Source organism: Streptomyces sp. NPDC060184, from assembly GCF_042728795.1.
In the GTDB taxonomy this organism is placed as follows: Bacteria; Actinomycetota; Actinomycetes; order Streptomycetales; family Streptomycetaceae; genus Streptomyces.
Map to the genome: position 1 here is coordinate 34,581 of NZ_JBHWYX010000017.1, position 20,159 is coordinate 54,739.

Sequence of the window (20,159 nt, forward strand, 5' to 3'; positions counted from 1 at the left end):
CGGGTCAGCCCGTCCGCGCGGTCAGCGCGAGCAGGTCGCGGGCGGGTCCGGCCGGGCGGTGGCCGGTGGGCCAGACGGCCCGCAGCTGGCGCCGGAGCCGTACGCCGGTGAGCGGTACGGGGACCAGCCGGCGCGCGGAGAGTTCCTCGCCGAGGGCCAGCTCGCTCAGGACGCAGGGCCCGGCGCCGCTCTCGGCCGCGCTCTTCACGGCGGTGGTGGAGGAGAGTTCCAGCAGGGGCTGGGCCAGTCCGCCGTGGACGGCGAGGGCGGCGTCCAGGACCTGGCGGGTGCCCGAGCCGCGCTCGCGGAGGATCAGCGGCGTCGCGGCGAGTTCCCGCGGGGTCAGCAGGGTGCGGCGGCGGGCCCAGGGGTGGACGGGGGCGACGACGACCACCAGGCGGTCGTGGTCGACGACGGTGCCGTCGAGCCCGTCCGGAGTGGTGAGGCCCTCCACGAATCCGAGGTCGGCCTCGCCGAGGAGGAGCCGGCGGGCCACCTGCTCGGTGTTTCCGGCGAGCAGCGAGACGGCGGTGCCGGGGCGTTCGGCGCGCAGCGCGATCAGCCAGCCCGGCAGGAGGTACTCGGCGATGGTCATGCTGGCCGCGACCCGGAGCCGGGAGTCCCGCCGGTCGCGCAGCGCCTGGGCGCCCGCGTCGAAGGCCTCGGCCGCCTCGACGATCCTGCGGGCCCAGTCGGTGACCAGGGCCCCGGCGTCGGTCAGGGTGGAGCCGCGCGGCGAGCGGTCCAGCAGGGCGACGCCGAGCTGCCGTTCCATCGTGCGGACCCGGCTGGAGGCGGCGGGCTGGCTGATGCCGAGGTCCTTGGCGGCGCGGCCGAGGCTGCCGTGGCGGGCGACGGAGAACAACAGTTCCAGCGCCCCGAGGTCGGGGACGCGGTGGGACAGGGGTATGCGGGCGGGGTCGTCGGGGAGGCGGGGCATAACGTCAGCTTATGACCTCATAGACACGAAGTGTCTGGTGGGACGGTGCACGTGGGAGAGAATCGTGTAATGGCCATCCATGAGCGGACCCCGACCCGGCCGCCGATCACACGTCCCAGCACCCCGGGCTCCGACGCCCCGCGGTCCGGCGCCCCGCGCATGCCGTCGCTGCGCCACTTCGGCCCGAACTGGTACGCGACGGTGATGGGCACCGCGATCCTCGCGAGCGCCGGGGAGGCGCTACCCGTGGACGTCCCCGGGCTGCGGGGCGCGTGCACCGTCGTCTGGGCGCTCTCCGCCGTTCTGCTGGTGGCCGTGCTCAGCGCCCGTGCCGGGCACTGGTTCCACCACCGTGACCAGGCCCGCACCCATCTGCTGGACCCGGCGGTCGCGCCGTTCCTCGGCTGTCTGCCGATGGCACTGCTCTCGGTGGGCGGGGCCACGATGGTGGCCGGAACTCCGGTGCTGGGCGAGCGGGCCGCGCTCGTGGTCGACGTGGTGCTGTACTCGGCGGGCTCGGTGCTGGGGCTGGCCGTCGCGGTGACCGTGCCGTACCTGATGGTGGTGCGCCACCGCATCGACGTCGGCGGCGCCGCCCCCGCGTGGCTGCTGCCGCTCGTCCCGCCGCTGGTCTCCGCCTCGCTCGGCCCGCTGTTGATCCGGCACCTCCCGGCCGGCCAGGGACGCGAGGCGCTGCTCCTCGGCTGCTACGCGATGTTCGGGCTGACCCTGCTGGCGACCCTCGCCGTGCTGCCCCTGGTCCTGGCGCGGCTGCTGCACCACGGGCCGCTCCCCCTCGCGCTGACACCGACGCTCTTCCTGGTGCTGGGGCCGCTCGGCCAGTCGACCACCGCCGTGAACCAGCTGGCCGACGTCGCGCCGGGTGCGATCGGAGCCCCGTACGCGACCGGGCTCGGGGCGCTGGCGGTGCTCTACGGGGTTCCGGTCATGGGCTTCGCGCTGCTCTGGCTGGCCCTCTCGACCGCCCTGACCGTGCGCGCCGTGCGGGCCGGAATGGGCTTCGCGATGACGTGGTGGGGCTTCACCTTCCCGCTCGGCACCTGCGTCACCGGGGCGGCGGGCCTGGCCCGCCACACCGGGCTGCACGCCTTCGGCTGGCTGGCCGAGGCGCTGTTCGTCTGCCTGGTGGCCGCGTGGGCGGTGGCCGGGGCGCGTACCGTACGGGGGCTGCTCGGCGGCACGCTGCTCGGGGCGCCGGTCCGGCCGGCCGCCGTGCGTACGGCCTGAGCCCGGGGGCACCTGGGCCCGTCAGCGGCGGGAGTCGTACGTGGCGTCGATGTGCTCGGCCACCGCGACGACCAGCAGCCGGGTGCCGGGGAGGGTGGCCCGCCAGCGGTGGCGGACGCCGCCGGAGAGGAAGAGCGTGTCGCCGCGGTCCAAGCGGTAGGCCTGGCCCTCGGCCTCGACGTCGACGGCGCCCTCGACGACGTACATGAGCTCGTCGTTGCGGTGCTGGAACTCGCGGCCGAGGTCCTGCTCCCCGATGAACTCCAGGGCACTGAGCTGGTGGCGCCCGCGCACCACCCGGCGGGCGCCGTCCTCGTCGCCGCCGCGCACCACGTCCACGGCGCGCGCCGAGTCGGCGGCCTCGCGGAGCTTGGCGGTGGTGGTCTCAAGCGCTTCGGCGACCCGGGTGAGCGACTGGGCACTGGGCCGGGCGCGCTCGTTCTCGATCTGGCTGAGGAAGGGCACCGAGAGGCCGCTCCGCGCGGCCACGGCGGCCAGCGTGAGCCCCAGGGTTCTTCGGCGTCGGCGCACGGCGGAGCCCACCCGCAGTGCTTCCTTCTCGTCCATCTCGCCCATGTCGGCTCCCTCCCGTCCGGCCATCCTCCCGGCTGCCAGCACCTTACGCACATGGTTGCGCGATTCCCTCACCGAGGAGAACGTGCGGCAACGCGCGGAAGGTGGCCCCCGCCTCTCGGCGGTGACCACCCCTGACCTGCGCGTACGCGGATTTTCGCGACTACTGCGGCGCCATCGTGTCCACGATGGACGGATGGGCGTCCATCCAGGACTTCACGGCTTCCTCCTCGTGGCCGGTACCGGCCTTGGCGATGCCGTTCTCCAGCCCGGCGAGCTGGTCCTCGCTCAGCTTGAAGTTCTTGAACCACTTCGTGAGCTGCGGGTAGTTCGCGGGGAACTCCTTGCTCGCGACCGTGTGCAGCCGGTCACCGGTGCCGAAGCCCTTCTTCGGGTCCTGCAGCTTGGTGAGGTCGTACTGGTCGTACGCCCAGTGCGGGGTCCAGAGCACGACGGCGATCGGCTCCTTCTTGGCGTAGGCGCGCTTCAGCTCGGCGAGCATGCCGGGGGTGGAGGAGTCGACGACCTCGTACTCCTTGTCCAGCCCGTAGGCAGGCAGCACGTCGTTCTTCAGGTTCTCCATGGTGGCGGTGCCGGGCTCGATGCCGACGATGCGGCCCTTGAACTCCGAGGACTTGCCCTTGAGGTCGGCGAGGGTGTGCACGTCCTTGACGTAGCTGGGCACCGCGACCTCGATGGAGGTGGGTCCGTACCAGGAGCCGACGTCCGTCAGGTCCTTCCGGTACTTCTTCCAGTAGTTCGCCTGCGTGTACGGCAGCCAGCCGTCGAACTGGACGTCGATCTGGCCGCGCGACATCGCCGCGTACATGGGGCCGACCTCGAACTGCTTGAGGTTGATGGTGTAGCCGCGCTGCTCGAGGACGGCCTTCCACAGGTAGGTGGCGGCGATGTCCTCCTCCCAGGGGAACCATGCGACGTTCAGCGCGCGGTCGCGCTCGTCCTTGCCGCCGGCGCCCTCGGACGCCTTCGCCGACGGGGTCCACTGCGCGGCGGCGTCCGGGTGGGCCTTCAGCCAGGTGCGGACGGCTTCCTGCTCCTTGCCGGTGCCGGCCTTCTGGATCTCGGCCTCCAGGCTGGTGAGCTGCTTCTCGCTCATCGTGAAGTTCTTCAGCCAGGACGCGACCTCGGGGTTGTCGGCGGCGAAGCCCTTGCGGGACAGCGTGTGGACGCCGTCACCCTTGCCCCAGAGGTTCTTGGTGTCCTTCAGCTTCGTCAGGTCGTAGGTGTCGTAGGCCCAGTGCGGCGACCAGAGCGGAACGACGATCGGTTCCTTCTTGGCGTACGCGCGCTTCAGCTCGGCCAGCATCGAGGGCGTGGAGCCGTCGACGACCTTGTACTCGCCGTCCAGGCCGTAGCCCGGCAGGATCTTGTCCTTCAGGAGGGCGGATTCCCCGGCGCTCGGCTCGATGCCGACGATCCGGTTCTTGAACGACGCGCCCTTGCCCTTGAGGTCGTCGAGGGTCTTGACGTCCTTCACGTAGCTGGGGACGGCCAGCTCCAGCGAGGTGGGGCCGTACCAGGAACCCAGGTCGTCCAGGCGGTCCTGGTACTTCTTCCAGTAGCTGGCGTGGGTGACGGGCAGCCAGGAGTCGGTCTCGAAGTCGATCTGACCGCCCGCCATGCCGGTGTACAGCGCCCCGGCCTCGTACTGCTTGACGTCGACCTCGAAGCCCTGCCGCTCCAGCAGCTCCTTCCACAGGTACGTGGAGGCGATGCCCTCGTCCCAGGGGATGTAGCCCATGCTGATCTTCTTGCCCGCGCCGACGGACGAGGAGGACGCGGCGGTGGCGGAGGAGCCGCCGCCGAAGACGCCCATGCCTCCGGCGACGAGCGCGAGGATCACCACACCGGTGAGCGCGACGGCACCCTGCGGCCGGTAGTTCCAGAACTTCGGGCCGCCGGCCAGGGCCTGGGCCTTGGCGAGCGCCCGGCGGCCCAGCGGGGAGACCTCGCGCCCCAGGGCGCCGGTCATCCGGTCCAGGTACATGGCGAGGATGACGATGGAGATGCCCGCCTCGAACCCGAGGCCCACGTCGACGTTGCCGATGGCGCGGTAGACGGAGCCGCCGAGGCCGCCGCCGCCGACCATGCCGGCGATGACCACCATGGACAGGCCCAGCATGATGACCTGGTTGATGCCCGCCATGATCGTCGGCAGCGCGAGCGGAAGCTGCACGCGCAGCAGGGTGTTGCGGGAGGTGGTGCCGAACGCCTCGGCCGCCTCGACGAGTTCGCCGTCGACCTGGCGGATGCCGAGCTCGGTCATCCGGACGCCCGGGGGCAGCGCGAAGATGATGGTGGCGATGATGCCGGGGACGACACCGACGCCGAAGAAGATCACGCCGGGGATCAGGTAGACCATGGCGGGCATGGTCTGCATGAAGTCCAGCACCGGCCGGGTCACCGCGCTGACGCTCTTGGACCGGGAGGCCCAGATGCCGAGCGGGACCGCGAGGACCAGCGTGACGATGGTGGCGACGAGCACCAGGGTGAGGGTGTCCATCGCCTCGTCCCACAGCTCGACGGAGTCGATGAGGGCGAATCCCACGAACGCGAGGAGACCGGCGGGCAGTCCGCGCAGCCACCAGGCGATGACGGCGACGATGCCCGCGAAGAGCAGCGGGGCGGGGGCGGAGAGGACCGCCGCTATGCCGTCGAACATGCCGCTGACGATCGAGCTGATCGCGTCGAAGAGCCAGGCGAGGTGGGTCTGCAGCCAGTCGACCGCGGAGTTGACCCATTCCCCGAGAGGAAGCCTAAACACGGGCCACCTTCTTCGCGGTGAGGTCCTCGGCGTCGGCGTCGTCCGGTCCGGCGGCACCGGCGCCGTCCGCCGCGGCGGACTTCGCGGCCTGCGCGGTGTCCTCGGCGGCGGGCATCGGCGCGGTGGGCTTCATCGGCTCGCCGAGCACGGCGAGGAGCCGTTCGCGCGGGACGACCCCGGTGAGCCCGCCCCGCTCGTCGGTCACGGCGACCGGGGTGCCGCTCGACGCGCAGGGGGTGAAGAGCTCGATGATCGGGGTGGACTCGGCGACCGTGGCGGGGGCCGCGTCCAGCACGTCCTGCGGGGTGCGCAGTTCGGTGCCGTCCTCGGTGGTGGAGCCCATGACGGTGTGCGGTTCGGCCATGATGGCGCCGGCGGTCAGCACCCGGGCGCGGTCGACGTCCTGGGTGAAGGAGGCGACGTAGTCGTTGGCCGGGGTGACGAGGATGTCCTCGGCGGAGCCGAGCTGGACGATCTCGCCGTTCCGCATCACCGCGATGCTGTCGCCGAGGCGCATGGCCTCGTTGAGGTCGTGGGTGATGAAGACGATGGTCTTCTTCAGACGCTTCTGGAGTTCCAGGAGCTGGTCCTGCATGTCGCGGCGGATCAGCGGGTCCAGCGCGCTGAAGGACTCGTCCATCAGCAGCAGGTCGGCGTCGGTGGCCAGCGCGCGGGCCAGTCCGACGCGCTGCTGCATACCGCCCGACAGCTCGTCGGGCCAGGACTTCTCCCAGCCGCCGAGCCCGGTCAGCTCCAGCGCCTCGGCGGCGCGCTTCTCGCGCTCGGCCTTGGCGACGCCCTGCACTTCCAGGCCGTACGCGGCGTTCTCCAGCACACTGCGGTGCGGGAAGAGCGCGAAGTGCTGGAAGACCATGCTGATCCTGGACGAGCGGACGTGACGGAGCTCGCGGGGGCTCAGCGACGTCAGGTCCTGGCCGTCGAACAGCACGCTTCCGGCTGTGGGGTCCAGGAGTCCGTTGAGCATCCGCAGAAGCGTGGACTTGCCCGAGCCCGAGAGACCCATCACGACGAAGATCTGCCCCGGTTCCACGGTGAACGACGCGTCGATCACCGCTGCGGTCGTTCCGTCGGCGCGCAGCTCGTCACGGCTCGCGCCGGCTTCGAGTTTTTCCACGGCCTGATCGGGTCGTCTGCCGAATACCTTGTACAGGTGTTCGGCCTGCAGCCTTGACACATACACCTCGCGGGTTGAACCGGAAACGGTCCGCCACACCCCCGCGTCGGCGGACCGTGGAGCGGCACGGAATCTGCCCGCATGGCACGTACACAAGTTGAAATTTGGACGTGCTCCGCTCCGGTGCCGCGCCTGCCCCCGCTTATCCGGAGCAAACACTTCTGTGACCCAGGTCACCTTTCGCCGCCCGGCCCGCGGCCCTCGTACGGACACGCCGCCCCGGGCCGCTGTCGGTGCCGTGGGGCATGATCGGGGGGTGACGCGACGCCTGATGCTCCTCGACACCGCCTCCCTGTACTACCGCGCCTACTTCGGCGTACCGGACTCGGTGCGCGCGCCGGACGGCACCCCGGTCAACGCCGTGCGCGGGCTGCTGGACTTCATCGGCCGGCTGGTCCAGGACCACCACCCCGACGACCTGGTCGCCTGCATGGACGCGGACTGGCGGCCGGCCTGGCGGGTCGAGCTGATCCCCACCTACAAGGCGCACCGGGTGGCGGTGGAGACCCCGGCGGGCCAGGCCGACGAGGAGGAGACACCGGACACCCTGGCCCCGCAGGTCCCGGTGATCGAGGCGGTGCTGGACGCGGTGGGCATCGCCCGCGTGGGCGTCGCCCCGTACGAGGCGGACGACGTCATCGGTACGCTCACCGGCCGGGCGACCGGCCCGGTGGACATCGTCACCGGCGACCGGGACCTCTACCAGCTGGTGGACGACGCGCGCGGCGTGCGGGTGCTCTATCCCCTCAAGGGCGTCGGCACGCTCCAGGTGACCGACGAGACGGTGCTGCGCGAGAAGTACGGCGTGGACGGTCGCGGGTACGTCGACCTGGCCCTGCTCCGCGGCGACCCGAGCGACGGCCTCCCCGGCGTTCCCGGGATCGGTGAGAAGACCGCCGCGAAGCTGCTCGACGCCTTCGGGGACCTCGCCGGGATCATGGCCGCGGTGGACGACCCGGCGGCGAAGCTGACCCCCTCGCAGCGCAGGCGACTGGACGAGGCCCGGGAGTACGTCGCGGTCGCGCCGAAGGTGGTGCGGGTCGCCGGGGACGTACCGCTCCCCGCGTTCGACCCGGTGCTGCCCCGCGAGGCACGCGATCCGGTGGCCCTCTCGGAGCTGGCCGAGCGGTGGGGGCTGCGCGGCGCGCTGCAGCGGCTCCTGTCGGCGCTGCACTCCTGAGCCCGGCGGACAGCACTCCTGAGCCCTGCGGGCACCGGTCACGCGTCCGCCCCGCGGGGTTCCGCGCATCCATTGCTTACGGGACCGCCTGTGCCCGGACCGCCCCACCGGTGCTAGCTTAGGCAGACCTAAGTTTCGAGGCCCCGGGCGCCGGCCCCGGGTCCCCGCACGTTCCGGCACAGGGAGATCCACGTGGCACGTCCGACGCGGCAACCGCCCAAGGGCAAGGGTGCGCAGGTCGTGCGCACCGAACAGATCACCCCCCACATGGTGCGGGTGGTCCTGGGGGGCGAGGGCCTCGCCTCCTTCGCGACCGAGGGCTTCGCCGACCACTACGTGAAGCTCTGCTTCGCACCCGAGGGCGCCGACTACGCCCACCCCTTCGACATGGCGGCGATCCGCGAGTCGTACCCGCGCGAACTGTGGCCGACCACGCGGACGTACACCGTGCGCTCCTGGGACCCGGCCGTCCGCGAGCTCGCGATCGACTTCGTCGTGCACGGCGACGAGGGGCTGGCCGGTCCGTGGGCCGCGCAGGCCTCCCCCGGCGACCCGATGACGCTCCTCGGACCGGGCGGCGGCTACGCCCCGCAGGAGTCTGCCGACTGGCATCTGCTGGTGGGCGACGAGAGCGCGCTGCCCGCCATCGCGGTGGCGCTGGAGCAGATGCCCGCCGACGCCCGGGGGCACGTGTTCGTCGAGGTGTCCGACGCCGCCGAGGAGCAGAAGGTGTCCGTCCCCGCCGGGGTGTCGGTCACCTGGCTGCACCGGGGCGGGCGTCCGGTCGGCGAGCTCGCCACCGCCGCCGTGCTGGGGCTGGACTTCCCGGAGGGCGAGGTGCAGGCCTTCGTCCACGGCGAGGCGGGCTTCGTCAAGGAGATCCGGCGGTACCTGCGGGTCGAGCGCGGGATCCCGCTGGAGCAGCTGTCGATCTCGGGGTACTGGCGCCTCGGCCAGAACGACGACGCCTGGCGCGCCGTCAAGCGCGAGTGGAACGAGCAGGTCGAGCGCGAGCAGGAGAGCGGCACCGCCTCCGCCTGACACCGGCCGCCCCGGCCGAACGCCGAGCCCCCCGAGCCCCGGTCACCTGTCCCGTACCCCGGGAGGTCGCCGGGCTCCGGCGTGCCGGGGCCTCCCACGTCCCGGCCGTGGAAGGGTTTCCCCACCGGTTCCGCGATCCCTCGGCCCGCTGATCACCCGAAGGGCCGACCCTTCGCACGGGCGACCAATCCGAACGGCGCGCGGCTCCGAACCATCGGAGAAGACATCAGCCTCCTGGGAGGAAGCCGCGTTGAAAGAAGCCGTGTACATCGGACCCGTGCCCTCGGCCGGACCCGATCTGCAGGATCTCCTGGTCCAGGTCGCGCGGGGGGACCAGGACGCCTTCGCCCAGGTCTACGACACCGTCTGCGGGCCGGTCCTCGGTCTGATCCGGACCGTCCTGCGCGACCCCGCCCAGTCCGAGGAGGTCGCCCAGGAGGTGCTGGTGGAGGTGTGGCGGACCGCGCCCCGTTACCAGCCGTCCCGCGGCAGTGCCATGAACTGGGTGCTGACGCTCGCCCATCACCGGGCCGTGGACCGGGTCCGTTCGGTGGAGGCGTCCGCGGCGCGGGAGCACCGGGCGGCCCTGCTGGACCGCACACCGGCGTACGACGAGGTCACCGAGCAGGTCGAGACCCGGCTGGAGCGCGAACAGGTCCGCCGCTGTCTGCGGACCCTGTCGGAGCTGCAGCGCGAGTCGGTGACCCTGGCCTACTACCGGGGTCTGACCTACAGCGAGGTGGCCGAACTCCTCGGCGCACCGCTCGGAACCATCAAGACGCGACTGCGCGACGGTCTGATCCGGATGCGCGACTGCCTGGGGGTGAACGCATGAGCGTCGCGGCCGAACTGCACACGCTGACCGGCGCGTACGCGCTGCACGCCCTCCCGGAGGACGAACGCCTCGCCTTCGAACGGCACTTGGCCGATTGCGGCGCCTGCCGGCAGGAGGTCACGGAGCTCTCGGCCACCGCCTCCCGGCTCGGTCTCGCGGTGGCCGCGGCGCCCCCGCGCGGCATGCGCGAAGAGGTGCTGCTCCGGATCACGACGGTCCGCCAGGAGGCGCCGGGGCACGGAGCTCCCGGCCGTCCGGCCCCGGCTCCGGGGCGGTCCGGCCGTTGGACCAGGTACGCCCTGGCCGCCTGTCTGGCCGCCGCCGCCTCGCTCGGCGGGGTCGCGGTGTGGCAGAGCCAGGAGGCGCGGGACGCCCAGCAGGAGGCGGACGCCGCCCACCGGCAGAACGAACTGCTGGCGCGCGTTCTTTCCGCACCCGACGCGAAGACGGCCTCGGCGGAGTTCGCCGCGGGGGCACGCGGCACGGTCGTGGTGTCCTCCGGCGAGAACCGGGCCGTTTTCCTCTCCTCGGGACTGGGGCGCCCGCCCGCCGGCAAGGTGTACCAGCTCTGGTTCGCGGACGGCGGCACGATGCGTCCGGCCGGACTGATGGACCCGGACGGGACGAACGACGCGGTGCTCATGGCCGGTTCGGTGGACGGTGCGACGGGCATGGGCCTCACCGTCGAGCCCGCGGGTGGTTCGCCGCGGCCCACCTCTGCGCCCCTCGCGCTGATGAACTTCCCGACGGCCTGATCGGGGGCGTCGTCGGGAGGACGGCCCGGGACACTCCTCGGGAGGTCCCGGGCCGCGCCGTGCGCACCCCGGAAGGTGCGCCCGGCTCACCCTCTCCGGGGCGGCAGCGGCACGAAGCCGCTGGTGCGCGCACGGTAGGCGGCCCAGCCCGGTCTGTCGGCCATGTGACGTTCCAGCAGGGCCTTGCCGCTTCCGCCCACGAGCAGGTAACTCATGAGTGCGGGCGCGACGGCGGTAGCCGCCGCCGCGGCCGGACTGTCCACGACGAACAGGAACAGCCCCCACCAGACGCAGAAGTCGCCGAAGTAGTTGGGGTGCCGGGTCCAGGCCCACAGCCCCTTGTCCATGATCAGCCCGCGGTGCGCGGGATCGGCCTTGAACCGCGCCAGCTGACGGTCCCCCACCGCCTCGAAGAACAGCCCCACCGACCACAGCGCGCACCCGGCCCAGACCCACCCGGTGGGCGGGCCCTCGACGTACTGCGCGGCCTGTACGGGGGCGGAGACCAGCCAGACCAGGGCACCCTGGAGCAGGTACACCTTGCGCAGCGCGTAGAGATCGGCGTGTCCGGGAGCCCTGGCCAGCATGGCTTCGTAGCGAGGGTCCTCTCCGTGGCCGCGTCCCCGGCGCGCGATGTGCAGGGCGAGCCGGAGACCCCAGACCACCGTCAGGGCGGTCACCAGGAGCCGCCGCACGCCGTCGCCGTCGCCGGCCGACATCCGGTACGAGACGAGGGCGACGGCCGCGAACCCGATCCCCCAGGCGACGTCCACCACCCGGTGCACCCCCATGCGCAGGGCCACCGTGAAGGTGACGAGCATGACCGCGAGGGCGGCGCCCGCCGCGGGGGCGAGCCCCTGGGCGAACGCGGCCCACCCGAAGCCGGTCACCTGCCCGCGCCCAGTCCCTCGTACCAGCCGTGCCGGGTCGTGGGCATCGCCGCGGCGCCCGAGGCGTGCGGGCGCACGCAGAGGATCTGGTCGACGCCCATCCGCCGCTCCTCGAAGGCGAGGGCACCGCCCACCAGGTAGAGCCGCCACACCCGGGCGGTCTCCTCGCCCATCAGCGTCACGAACTCCGGCCAGCGTTCCTCCAGGGTGCGCCGCCACGCCTCGACCGTCAGGACGTAGTGCTCGCGCAGCGACTCGACGTCGCGCACTTCGAGTCCGGCGCTCTCGAGCAGCCCGACCGTCTCGCCGAGCGGCCTCATGTGCATGTCGGGGGCGATGTAGGACTCGATGAAGGCGCCGCCCCCGGGGGCGGTGGTGCCGCGGGACATCTGCTGGACGAACGCCCGGCCCCCGGGGCGCAGCACGTCGTGCAGCAGCGCGGTGAACGCGGGGTACTCGGCGTCGCCCACGTGCTCGCCCATCTCGACGGTGGACACCGCGTCGTAGCCGCGCCGGGAGCCCTGCGGGACGCGGATGTCGCGGTAGTCGCGGTGGAGCACCTCCACGCGGTCCTCGAGGCCGAGTTCGGCGGCCCTCCGGGTCACGTGGGCGGCCTGTTCGGCGGCCAGGGTGACGGCGGTGACCCGGACGCCGTGGTGGCGGGCCGCGTACAGGCTGAGCGAGCCCCAGCCGCAGCCGATGTCCAGCAGCCGCCCGCCCGGCCCGAGTCCGAGTTTCCGGCAGATCAGTTCGAGTTTGTCGCGCTGGGCGTCGGCCGGGCCGTAGCCGGGAGCTCCCTGAGCAGTCCAGTAGCCGCAGGAGTACGCCATCGTCTCGTCCAGCAGGAGCGTGTAGAAGGCGTTGGACAGGTCGTAGTGGTGGCTGATGGCGGCCCGGTCCCGCGCCCTGCTGTGGAGGGCACCGCGCAGCCCCGCCCGGGAGGCGGGCACCGGCGGTCGGGGGCCGACCGCCCCGAGCCGCACGGCGGTGACGGCCGCGCTGATCCGGTCGCCGAGCCGGGGCGCGGGCGGGTGCAGTCCCCTCTCCCGGGCGGCTGCGCGCATGGCGCGCAGTCCGTCGGCGAGGTCGTCCGCGAGGTCGATGTCGCCGGTGATGTACGCCTCGGCGAGGCCGAGTTCGCCGGGTTGCCAGAGCAGCCGGCGCAGCGCGCGGCGGGAGCGCACGTGCACGGTCGGCGCGTCCGCCGGGCCGGTCTCGCTGCCGTCCCACATGCGTAGGCGCACCGGGGGCGGGCCGCCGAGGAACCGCTCGACCAGGGGTTCGATGCGCTGGGCGGCGCCGTACGGCGCGTTGCCGCGGGCGGGGCCGCCCGCCGTGCTCCGGGGATGCGGCACGGTGGTGGGGGTCGCGGTGCCGGGGGCCTCTGAAGGGTCCTGCGGGGGGTTCACGGTGCGCTCCTCGGGTGGGGCGAAGGGTGTGCGGGCTGGACGGCGGCGGGGGTCACCGGGACTCCGGGCGGACGAGCAGAACCTGTTCGACGTTGAGGTATCCCGAGCGGAATCCGGCTTCGGAGTAGGCGAGGTAGAAGGTCCACATCCGCCGGAAGGTCGCGTCGAAGCCGAGGGCTTCGACCTCGTCGGCCCGGTCGTGGAAACGTTCCCGCCACAGGCGCAGGGTCTCGGCGTAGTGGGTGCCGAACCGGGCGCGGCGGTCGGTGCGCAGTCCGGCGCGGGCGGCGTTCTCCTCCAGTGCCCGGCTGGACGGGATCAAGCCGCCGGGGAAGATGTACTTCTGGATCCAGGTATGGGTGGCGCTCGCCGCTCGCATCCGGTCGTCCGGCATGGTGATCGCCTGGAGCGCGATCCGGCCTCCGGGGGCGAGCCGTTCTTCCAGGGTGCGGAAGTAGACGGGCCAGTACTCCTCGCCGACGGCCTCGACCATCTCGACACTGACGACCGCGTCGTACTCCCCGGTGACCTGCCGGTAGTCGCGGAGACACACCTCGACCCGGTCCTCCAGCCCGGCTTCCCGGATGCGACGGCGGGCGAGGTCGCGCTGTTCGGCGGAGAGCGTGACGGTGGTGACCCGGGCGCCCCTGGCCGCGGCGCGCAGCGCCAGTTCGCCCCAGCCGGTGCCGATCTCCAGCAGCCGGGTGCCGGGGCCCGCTTCGGTGAGGTCGAGCAGCCGGTCGATCTTGCGGCGCTGGGCGGCCGGGAGCAGGGACGGTTCGGCCGGGAATCCGCGGAAGAGGGCGGCGGAGTAGCTCATGGTCTCGTCGAGGAACAGCGCGAAGAGCTCGTTCGAGAGGTCGTAGTGGTGGCTGATGTTGTTCCGTGCGCCGTCCGGGGTGTTGGCCCGCGTGGCGGGCTGCCGGGGCGCCCAGAGCGGGCGCAGCCGCTGGAGTGGTGCGGGGACGAGCTCGGCGACGTGTCCGGCCAGTACGGAGAGTACGGCGACGGGGTCGGGAGCGTCCCACTCCGCCGCCATGTAGGACTCGCCGAAGCCGATGAGGCCGTTGACGCCGATGCGGCGGAAGAACGCCTCGGGGCGGTGGATCTCCAGCAGCGGGCCGCCTCGGCCGAGACTTTCGCCGCCCGCGAGCCGGACGCGCAGGGGGAGCCGGCCCAGGGCGTGCCGGACGACACGTTCGGCGACCGCGGTCCTCGGCCGGGACGCACGGCGGGGGCTGACGATGTCGGGCCAGCGGTCCGGATCCGGGGACGTGAGAACGGACGGGGAGCAGGGGGAGGTGGACACCTTCACCACATGCCTTTCTGGGTACGGCGGCGAGGGCGCGGGACGACCGGCAGCCCGCGCAGGAGGAGACGGATGCCGTGGAAGCGGATCGCGGCGGAGACCACCGCGGTGGACCAGGGGTGGCGTGCGGCCAGCCGCAGCAGCGGGAACGCTCCGGCAGAACGCCCGGTGCCGCGGACGGTGGCGGTGAAGGGCCGCTGACCGTCGCGCTCCAGATGGATGGTCAGCGAGAGCCGGGCTCCCGGTTCCGGCAGCCGCATCCGGTAGGAGCCGTCGACGGGGAAGAACGGCGAGACGTAGAAGTCCTTCTCGGCCGAGGCCCGGCCGTCCGCGTCGGGGCGCAGGAGGTAGGCGTGGCGTTCCCCGTACGTGTTGTGCACCTCGGCGACGACGCAGAGCGGGGAACCGTCCGCGCGGTGGCACCAGTACACGGTGAGGGGGTTGAAGAGATGGCCGAACACCCTTGCCTGGGTGAGCATCCGCACCGATCCGTCGCCCAGCTCGACGCCGTGGGCCTCAAGGAACCGGGTGAGCCCGGCGCGGATACCGGGGGCCGTACCGCCGAAGTGGTCCCTGGCGTCGAACCGGGCGAGGGGGCGCAGGGGGCGGGGCAGGCGCGGAGGACGGTCGGGGTCGACGAACCAGAGGTAGGTGCGGTGGCGGAAGGCGTACCGGCCGGGCCGCGTCCGTACATGGGTGATGGTGCACGGGTAGAGCACCGCGCCGCCGGGGGCGTCGGTCACCAGGTCACCCCCAGGACGTGGGCCGCCTCGGCGCCCGAGCGGCAGCCGTCCTCGTGGAAGCCCCAGCCGTGGTACGCCCCGGCGAAGGCGGTCACCGGGCCGGAGAGCGCGGGCAGCAGTTCCTGGGCGGCGACCGACTCCGGCGTGAAGACGGGGTGTTCGTAGACCGTCCGGGCCCTGACGCTCTCCGGGTCCACCCGTCCGCCGTCGTTGAGTGTGACGACGAAGGTCTCGGGAGCGTCGAGCCGTTGGAGCCGCGTCATGTCGTAGCTGACCGTCACCTGGCGGGCGTCGGCCGCGCACGAGGGCATCAGGTAGTTCCAGGAGGCGCGGGCCCGTGCGGCGTGCGGCAGCAGCGCGGTGTCGGTGTGGAGGAGGGCGGTGTTGCGGGAGTACCGGAACGCCCCGAGGACACGGCTCTCCGCGTCGGTGGGGTCGGCGAGCAGCCGAAGGGCCTGGTCGGGATGGGTGGCGACGACCACGCGGTCGTACTCTTTTGCGACCCCGTCCTCGGTGACCAGTTCGACCCCGTCGTCGTGCCGGCGCAGGGCCCGGACCGGGGTGGCCGTGTGCACCGCCGAGAGCCTTTTCACCACCAGGTCGACGTAGGACCGGGAGCCGCCCGTGACGGTGCGCCAGACCGGCGAGCCGCCGAGCGAGAGCATGCCGTGGTGGGCGAGGAAGCGGAACAGGTAGCGGGCCGGATAGCGCAGCGCGGTGACCGGGTCGCAGGACCAGACGGCGGAGACCACCGGGGTGAGGAAGTGGGCCCGGAAGTAAGGGGAGAAGCGGTGGCGCTCGGCGAACTCGCCGAGTGTGAGGGCGGCTTCTCCGCTCGCGCTCTCCGCGTCCGCGAGCAGCACGCGGGCGGCCCGGTGGAAGCGGGGAACCTCGGTGAGCATCCGCAGATAGGCACCGCGCAGAGCGGCGCGCGGCTGGGCGAGGAGCCCGGCCGCCCCGCGGGCGCCCGCGTATTCGAGTCCGCACCCCTCGCACCGGACGGACATCGACATCTCCGATTCCTGCGTGCGGACGCCGAGTTCGTCGAAGAGCCGCAGCAGGTGCGGATAGGTCCGGCGGTTGTGGACGATGAAGCCGGAGTCGACGCGGTGCACCCGCCCGTCCGACGAGGCCAGCTCGTGCGTGTGTGCGTGTCCGCCGGGGCGGTCGTCCGCCTCGTAGAGCGTGACGTCATCGGTCTTCGTGAGCACGTGGGCGGCGGTCAGCCCCGCCACCCCGCTCCCGACCACGGCCGTGCGCCGCCGTACCGCTGTCATCCCTGCTCCTCATGGGGGTTGGTTGCTCGCCACTGCCGCCCCACGCGGGGACGGGAGGTGCCGGGCACCTGCCGACGAGGCGCCTCACGGTGTTGTTCGTCGCCGACGGCCACGCGGATTGGCCGGAACCCGGGTGTGATCCATTCGGGTGAACGACCAATCCGCCGGCGGCCCGGCGCCGAATCCCTGCTGTGACAACAGACCGGAACGATCCGCGACCGCAGGGGCCCTCCGGGTCCCGGCGCTCCCGCTGGGCACGCACCGCGCCGGCCGCTCTCAGCGGCCTGATCGCCGGGTTCTGCGCCCTGTGCGTCGCGGAGTTGGCCGCAGCGGTCGTACGCCCGGAGGCGGGCCCGGTCACGGCCGTGGGCGGAGCGGTCATCGACCGCACTCCCCCGGCGGTGAAGGACTTCGCCGTAAGGAACTTCGGCACGGACGACAAGCTGGTGCTGCAACTGGGCATCCTGGTACTCCTGGCGCTCTTCGCCATGGCGGTGGGAGTCCTGGCGCTGCGGCACCGGCTGGTGGGCACGGCCGCCGTTCTGGTCTTCGGTCTGGTCGGGGCGGTGGCCGCGGTGGGGCGGCCCGAGGGCGTTCCTTCGGACGCTCTTCCCTCGGTGATCGGTGCGGTCGTCGCGGCGGGAGTGCTGTATCTCCTGATCGGACGACTGACTCCGGCCCCCGCACCGGCCGCGGTCCGGTCTCCGTCTCCCGCGGCTGGAGAGACGGAGACCGGACCCGCACCCGCCCCGGGTGCCGGCCCCGCGTCCACCTTCGACCGGCGCGGTTTCGTGATCGCCGCCACCGCCGCCGCGGCGGCCTCGGCGGGCGCCGGGTACGTGGGGCGCCGTCTCACCGCCTCCGTCCAGGCGGGTGCCTCCGCCTCGCGCGCGGACATCACCCTGCCGGTCCCCGACTCCGCCGCCCCCGCCGTGCCCGAGGGCGCGGACCTGGGGGTCCGGGGCATCAGCTCGTTCGTCACCCCGAACAAGAGCTTCTACCGGGTGGACACCGCCCTGGTGGTACCCCGCGTGGACGCCGACAGCTGGCGGCTGCGCGTCCACGGCAAGGGCGTCGCCCGGCCGTTGACCCTCGGCTACCAGGACCTGCTGCGGCGGACGGTCGTCGAGCGGGACATCACCCTGGCCTGCGTCTCCAACGAGGTCGGCGGTCCGTACATCGGCAACGCCCGGTGGATCGGGGTGCGGCTGGCGGACCTGCTCCGCGAGGCCGGGGTGAAGGCCCCGTCGCAGGGCGGTCCGGCCGACCAGCTCGTCTCGCGCTCGGTGGACGGGATGACCATCGGCACCCCCGTCGAGACCGTCCTGGACGGCCGTGACGCGATGCTCGCCCTCGGGATGAACGGCGAACCGCTGCCGTTCGAGCACGGCTTCCCGGTGCGGATGCTCGTACCGGGTCTGTACGGCTACGTGTCGGCCTGCAAGTGGATCGAGGACATCGAGCTCACCACCTTCGACGCGTACGACGCCTACTGGGTCAAGCGCGACTGGGCCCGGCAGGCGCCCGTGAAGACGCAGTCGCGGATCGACACCCCGCGCCCCTTCGCCTCGCCGAAGGCCGGCACCGTGCCGGTCGGCGGTGTCGCCTGGGCCCAGCACCGGGGCATCTCCCGGGTCGAGGTCCGGGTGGACGGCGGTGACTGGCACACCGCCCGGCTGGGTGCGGCGGACGGCCGGGACACCTGGCGCCAGTGGGTGTGGGAGTGGCCGGCCACCTCCGGCCACCACACCCTCGAAGTCCGCGCGACGGACGGCACCGGCGCCACCCAGACGGCCGACCGGGCCGGCACCGTCCCCGACGGTGCGACCGGCTGGCATTCGGTGGTGGTCGACGTGGACTGATCACCCGTCAACACCACCGCTCAGCACCTCATTTTCCCCACCGAACCGTCCGGGCCGCTCGACCGCCCGGTACCCGCCGTCCGGGCCGCTCGACCGATCGACCGCACCGGACCAGCACCACCATCCGAACCAGGAGAACACCATGAACGCCCTGCACTTCCGTCGTATCGCCGTCGCCGTCTCGGCCGCCGCCATGCTGCCGCTGGCCCTGACCGCCTGCTCGCCCTCGGACACCAAGGACTCCGCCGCGGGCGCCGGCGCCGACAAGGCGTCCTCGGCCAGTGCGCCGGCGAGCGATGCGATGCCGGCGGACGAGCCCTTCGGCCCGGCCTGTGCGTCCGTACCGAAGAACGGCGCGGGTTCCTTCGACGGCATGGCGCAGGACCCGGTCGCCACCGCCGCCTCGAACAACCCGGAGCTCGCCACCCTGGTCACCGCCGTCAAGGCGGCGGGGCTGGTGGACACGCTCAACAGCGCCGAGAACATCACGGTGTTCGCGCCGACCAACGAGGCGTTCGCCAAGGTCCCGAAGGCCGACCTGGCGAAGCTGCTCGCGAACAAGGAGGAGCTGACCAAGGTCCTCACCTACCACGTGGTCGGCGAGAAGATCGCCCCGAAGCAGCTGCCGGACGGCTCCTTCACCACCCTGGAGAAGGGCAAGCTGACGACGTCCGGCTCGGACATGACGTACACGGTGAACGACAGCGCGAAGATCGTCTGCGGCAACGTCCGGACGGCCAACGCCACGGTCTACATCGTCGACTCGGTCCTGATGCCGCCGCAGTAGGCACCGGCCGGCCGGTGCGGGCCGGAGCGCGCAGGGGGTTCACCGGCGTACGTCAAACCCCCTGCGCGCGGGTCCGGTTGGCCGCCCGCGGCCACGCACCGCGATATGCGCAGTCGGCCGCCCCCGGCCCCGGAGCGTAAATGGGAGATAAGCGCACCATGGGGAAAGAGGTACCGCTCGCGCCCGGGCTTCCCGGCCCGGATCAGGTCGGCGGCGGGCGGGCCCACGGGACCGTAAAGGAGACGACTCATGTCCGACCTCTCACACACCCGTGCCGACACCCGTGCGGACGCGCATGCCGACATGGCGGACCACCCGGACCTCCCGGAGATGCGCGAGCGGTACAACCGCACGCTCGGCGGGCGCGACGTCGCCCTCGTGGACGCGCCGGTGTTCCTCCTCGGCCTGTACTGCGCGGTGTCGCCCTGGGTGCTCCACTTCACGTCGAGCCAGCCCGCACTGGTGCAGCACAACCTGATCATCGGTATCGCCCTCGCGGTGCTCGGCCTCGGCATCACCGCGTCCCCGTCCCGGATGTACGGCCTGAGCTGGGCGATCTGCGCGATGGGCGCCTGGATGATCGTCGCGCCCTGGATCGTGGGCAGCGGCCCCGACCTCGGGGTCATCCTGAACAACGTCATCATCGGCGGACTCGCCGTGGTCCTCGGACTGATCTGCGCAGCCGCCTCCATGAAGAGCGGAGGGTCGACGGGCGGCCGGGCCGGGTTGAAGGCCACCGGCGGACGAGGAACACCGGGTTCCCGGGTCTGAGACCAGCCCGGGCGCGGACCGTAGGGTGCCCCCATGGGGTGGGGAAGCAGGCAGGACCGATCCCCGTCCAGCAGCCGCACCCGCAGGTCTCGTTCGGCGGTTCGTCCCCGGCGGCGTACGCGGCCGGGGGCGTCGAGGCCGACATCTTCTGCCTCTGGGGCGAGCCGCTGGCCGAGACCGCCGAGCAGATCGCCTCGGTCAAGGCGGCGGCGAAGGCGGCGGGGCGTACCGACGTGCCGAGGATCCAGGTGGCGTTCCGCCCGATCATCGCCCCGACGGAGGAGCTGGCCTGGGAGAAGGCGCACCGGACGCTCGACCGGATCAAGGCCCGCAAGGCGGGCGGCCCGCCGAGCCGCCGTCACCCGTGTGCGCCCGCCCCTCGGGCGCCCCGTACCGGACCCCCAGCCCCGTACGACCGACCTGAGCGTCCCTGACCGTCCTGAGCGCATCCCCCTGGGTGGTCCCGAAACCCCCCGGCCGTCCCGCGCCGTCCCTCCGCCGGGACCGTTCGACTTCCCGGTGACTCCGCGAAATCCGCGTGCAACCATCCGTGCCCTTG

17 protein-coding genes and 1 pseudogene are annotated in these 20,159 nt (G+C 72.6%); 9 read left to right on the plus strand and 9 right to left on the minus strand.

Annotated elements, in window-relative coordinates:
* Positions 1-4: 4 nt before the first annotated feature.
* Complete coding sequence (locus ACFWEE_RS13810) at positions 5-940, minus strand: LysR family transcriptional regulator (protein WP_386888890.1); 936 nt, start codon at positions 938-940, stop codon at positions 5-7.
* A 69-nt stretch (positions 941-1,009) separates the two neighbouring features.
* Between ACFWEE_RS13810 and ACFWEE_RS13815 the strand changes: the two genes are divergently transcribed.
* Positions 1,010-2,188 carry a TDT family transporter gene (locus ACFWEE_RS13815; protein ID WP_386888892.1) on the plus strand — a complete coding sequence of 393 codons (1,179 nt, stop codon included), beginning with the start codon at positions 1,010-1,012 and terminating at the stop codon, positions 2,186-2,188.
* A 21-nt stretch (positions 2,189-2,209) separates the two neighbouring features.
* Here the strand turns inward: ACFWEE_RS13815 and ACFWEE_RS13820 are convergent, their stop codons facing one another.
* The 3 genes from ACFWEE_RS13820 to ACFWEE_RS13830 all read right to left on the minus strand — a co-directional run bounded on the left by ACFWEE_RS13820 (position 2,210) and on the right by ACFWEE_RS13830 (position 6,741).
* A complete protein-coding gene (locus tag ACFWEE_RS13820) occupies positions 2,210-2,755 on the minus strand; it encodes a helix-turn-helix domain-containing protein (protein ID WP_386889039.1) in 546 nt (181 codons plus the stop codon).
* Positions 2,756-2,924: 169 nt separating this feature from the next.
* Positions 2,925-5,546, minus strand: a complete 2,622-nt coding sequence (locus tag ACFWEE_RS13825) for an ABC transporter permease/substrate binding protein (protein ID WP_386888894.1) — start codon at positions 5,544-5,546, stop codon at positions 2,925-2,927.
* A complete protein-coding gene (locus tag ACFWEE_RS13830; protein WP_386888896.1) occupies positions 5,539-6,741 on the minus strand; it encodes a glycine betaine/L-proline ABC transporter ATP-binding protein in 1,203 nt (400 codons plus the stop codon). The genes ACFWEE_RS13825 and ACFWEE_RS13830 overlap by 8 nt, the downstream gene beginning before the upstream one ends.
* Positions 6,742-7,012: 271 nt before the next feature.
* Between ACFWEE_RS13830 and ACFWEE_RS13835 the strand changes: the two genes are divergently transcribed.
* The 4 genes from ACFWEE_RS13835 to ACFWEE_RS13850 all read left to right on the plus strand — a co-directional run bounded on the left by ACFWEE_RS13835 (position 7,013) and on the right by ACFWEE_RS13850 (position 10,552).
* The gene (locus ACFWEE_RS13835) at positions 7,013-7,921 is read left to right on the plus strand and encodes a 5'-3' exonuclease H3TH domain-containing protein (RefSeq protein WP_386889041.1); all 909 of its coding nucleotides are present in this window, start codon (positions 7,013-7,015) and stop codon (positions 7,919-7,921) included.
* A gap of 192 nt (positions 7,922-8,113) precedes the next feature.
* The gene (locus ACFWEE_RS13840) at positions 8,114-8,962 is read left to right on the plus strand and encodes a siderophore-interacting protein (RefSeq protein WP_386888898.1); all 849 of its coding nucleotides are present in this window, start codon (positions 8,114-8,116) and stop codon (positions 8,960-8,962) included.
* Positions 8,963-9,212: 250 nt separating this feature from the next.
* The gene (locus ACFWEE_RS13845) at positions 9,213-9,797 is read left to right on the plus strand and encodes a sigma-70 family RNA polymerase sigma factor (RefSeq protein WP_386888900.1); all 585 of its coding nucleotides are present in this window, start codon (positions 9,213-9,215) and stop codon (positions 9,795-9,797) included.
* Positions 9,794-10,552, plus strand: a complete 759-nt coding sequence (locus ACFWEE_RS13850) for an anti-sigma factor domain-containing protein (protein WP_386888902.1) — start codon at positions 9,794-9,796, stop codon at positions 10,550-10,552. The genes ACFWEE_RS13845 and ACFWEE_RS13850 overlap by 4 nt, the downstream gene beginning before the upstream one ends.
* Before the next feature lie 86 nt (positions 10,553-10,638).
* Here ACFWEE_RS13850 and ACFWEE_RS13855 read toward each other — a convergent pair whose 3' ends face one another.
* From ACFWEE_RS13855 to ACFWEE_RS13875, 5 genes are all read right to left on the minus strand, one after another.
* On the minus strand, positions 10,639-11,442 hold the full coding sequence (locus ACFWEE_RS13855) for a DUF1295 domain-containing protein (protein ID WP_386888904.1): 804 nt from the start codon (positions 11,440-11,442) through the stop codon (positions 10,639-10,641).
* Positions 11,439-12,797, minus strand: a complete 1,359-nt coding sequence (locus tag ACFWEE_RS13860) for a class I SAM-dependent methyltransferase (protein ID WP_386889043.1) — start codon at positions 12,795-12,797, stop codon at positions 11,439-11,441. The genes ACFWEE_RS13855 and ACFWEE_RS13860 overlap by 4 nt, the downstream gene beginning before the upstream one ends.
* Before the next feature lie 106 nt (positions 12,798-12,903).
* The gene (locus ACFWEE_RS13865) at positions 12,904-14,166 is read right to left on the minus strand and encodes a class I SAM-dependent methyltransferase (RefSeq protein WP_386889045.1); all 1,263 of its coding nucleotides are present in this window, start codon (positions 14,164-14,166) and stop codon (positions 12,904-12,906) included.
* On the minus strand, positions 14,163-14,903 hold the full coding sequence (locus ACFWEE_RS13870; protein ID WP_386888906.1) for a DUF1365 domain-containing protein: 741 nt from the start codon (positions 14,901-14,903) through the stop codon (positions 14,163-14,165). The genes ACFWEE_RS13865 and ACFWEE_RS13870 overlap by 4 nt, the downstream gene beginning before the upstream one ends.
* Positions 14,900-16,180, minus strand: coding sequence for an NAD(P)/FAD-dependent oxidoreductase (locus ACFWEE_RS13875; RefSeq protein ID WP_386888908.1), 1,281 nt, complete (start codon positions 16,178-16,180; stop codon positions 14,900-14,902). The genes ACFWEE_RS13870 and ACFWEE_RS13875 overlap by 4 nt, the downstream gene beginning before the upstream one ends.
* A 191-nt stretch (positions 16,181-16,371) precedes the next feature.
* Here ACFWEE_RS13875 and ACFWEE_RS13880 point away from each other — a divergent pair, with 191 nt between their 5' ends.
* From ACFWEE_RS13880 to ACFWEE_RS13895, 4 genes and pseudogenes are all read left to right on the plus strand, one after another.
* Positions 16,372-18,042 carry a molybdopterin-dependent oxidoreductase gene (locus ACFWEE_RS13880; RefSeq protein WP_386888910.1) on the plus strand — a complete coding sequence of 557 codons (1,671 nt, stop codon included), beginning with the start codon at positions 16,372-16,374 and terminating at the stop codon, positions 18,040-18,042.
* A gap of 142 nt (positions 18,043-18,184) precedes the next feature.
* The gene (locus ACFWEE_RS13885) at positions 18,185-18,829 is read left to right on the plus strand and encodes a fasciclin domain-containing protein (RefSeq protein WP_386888912.1); all 645 of its coding nucleotides are present in this window, start codon (positions 18,185-18,187) and stop codon (positions 18,827-18,829) included.
* A 249-nt stretch (positions 18,830-19,078) separates the two neighbouring features.
* Positions 19,079-19,600, plus strand: a complete 522-nt coding sequence (locus ACFWEE_RS13890; RefSeq protein WP_386888913.1) for an SPW repeat protein — start codon at positions 19,079-19,081, stop codon at positions 19,598-19,600.
* Positions 19,601-19,662: 62 nt separating this feature from the next.
* Positions 19,663-19,965: pseudogene (locus ACFWEE_RS13895) on the plus strand (LLM class flavin-dependent oxidoreductase); the annotation flags it as partial.
* Positions 19,966-20,159: the final 194 nt, after the last annotated feature.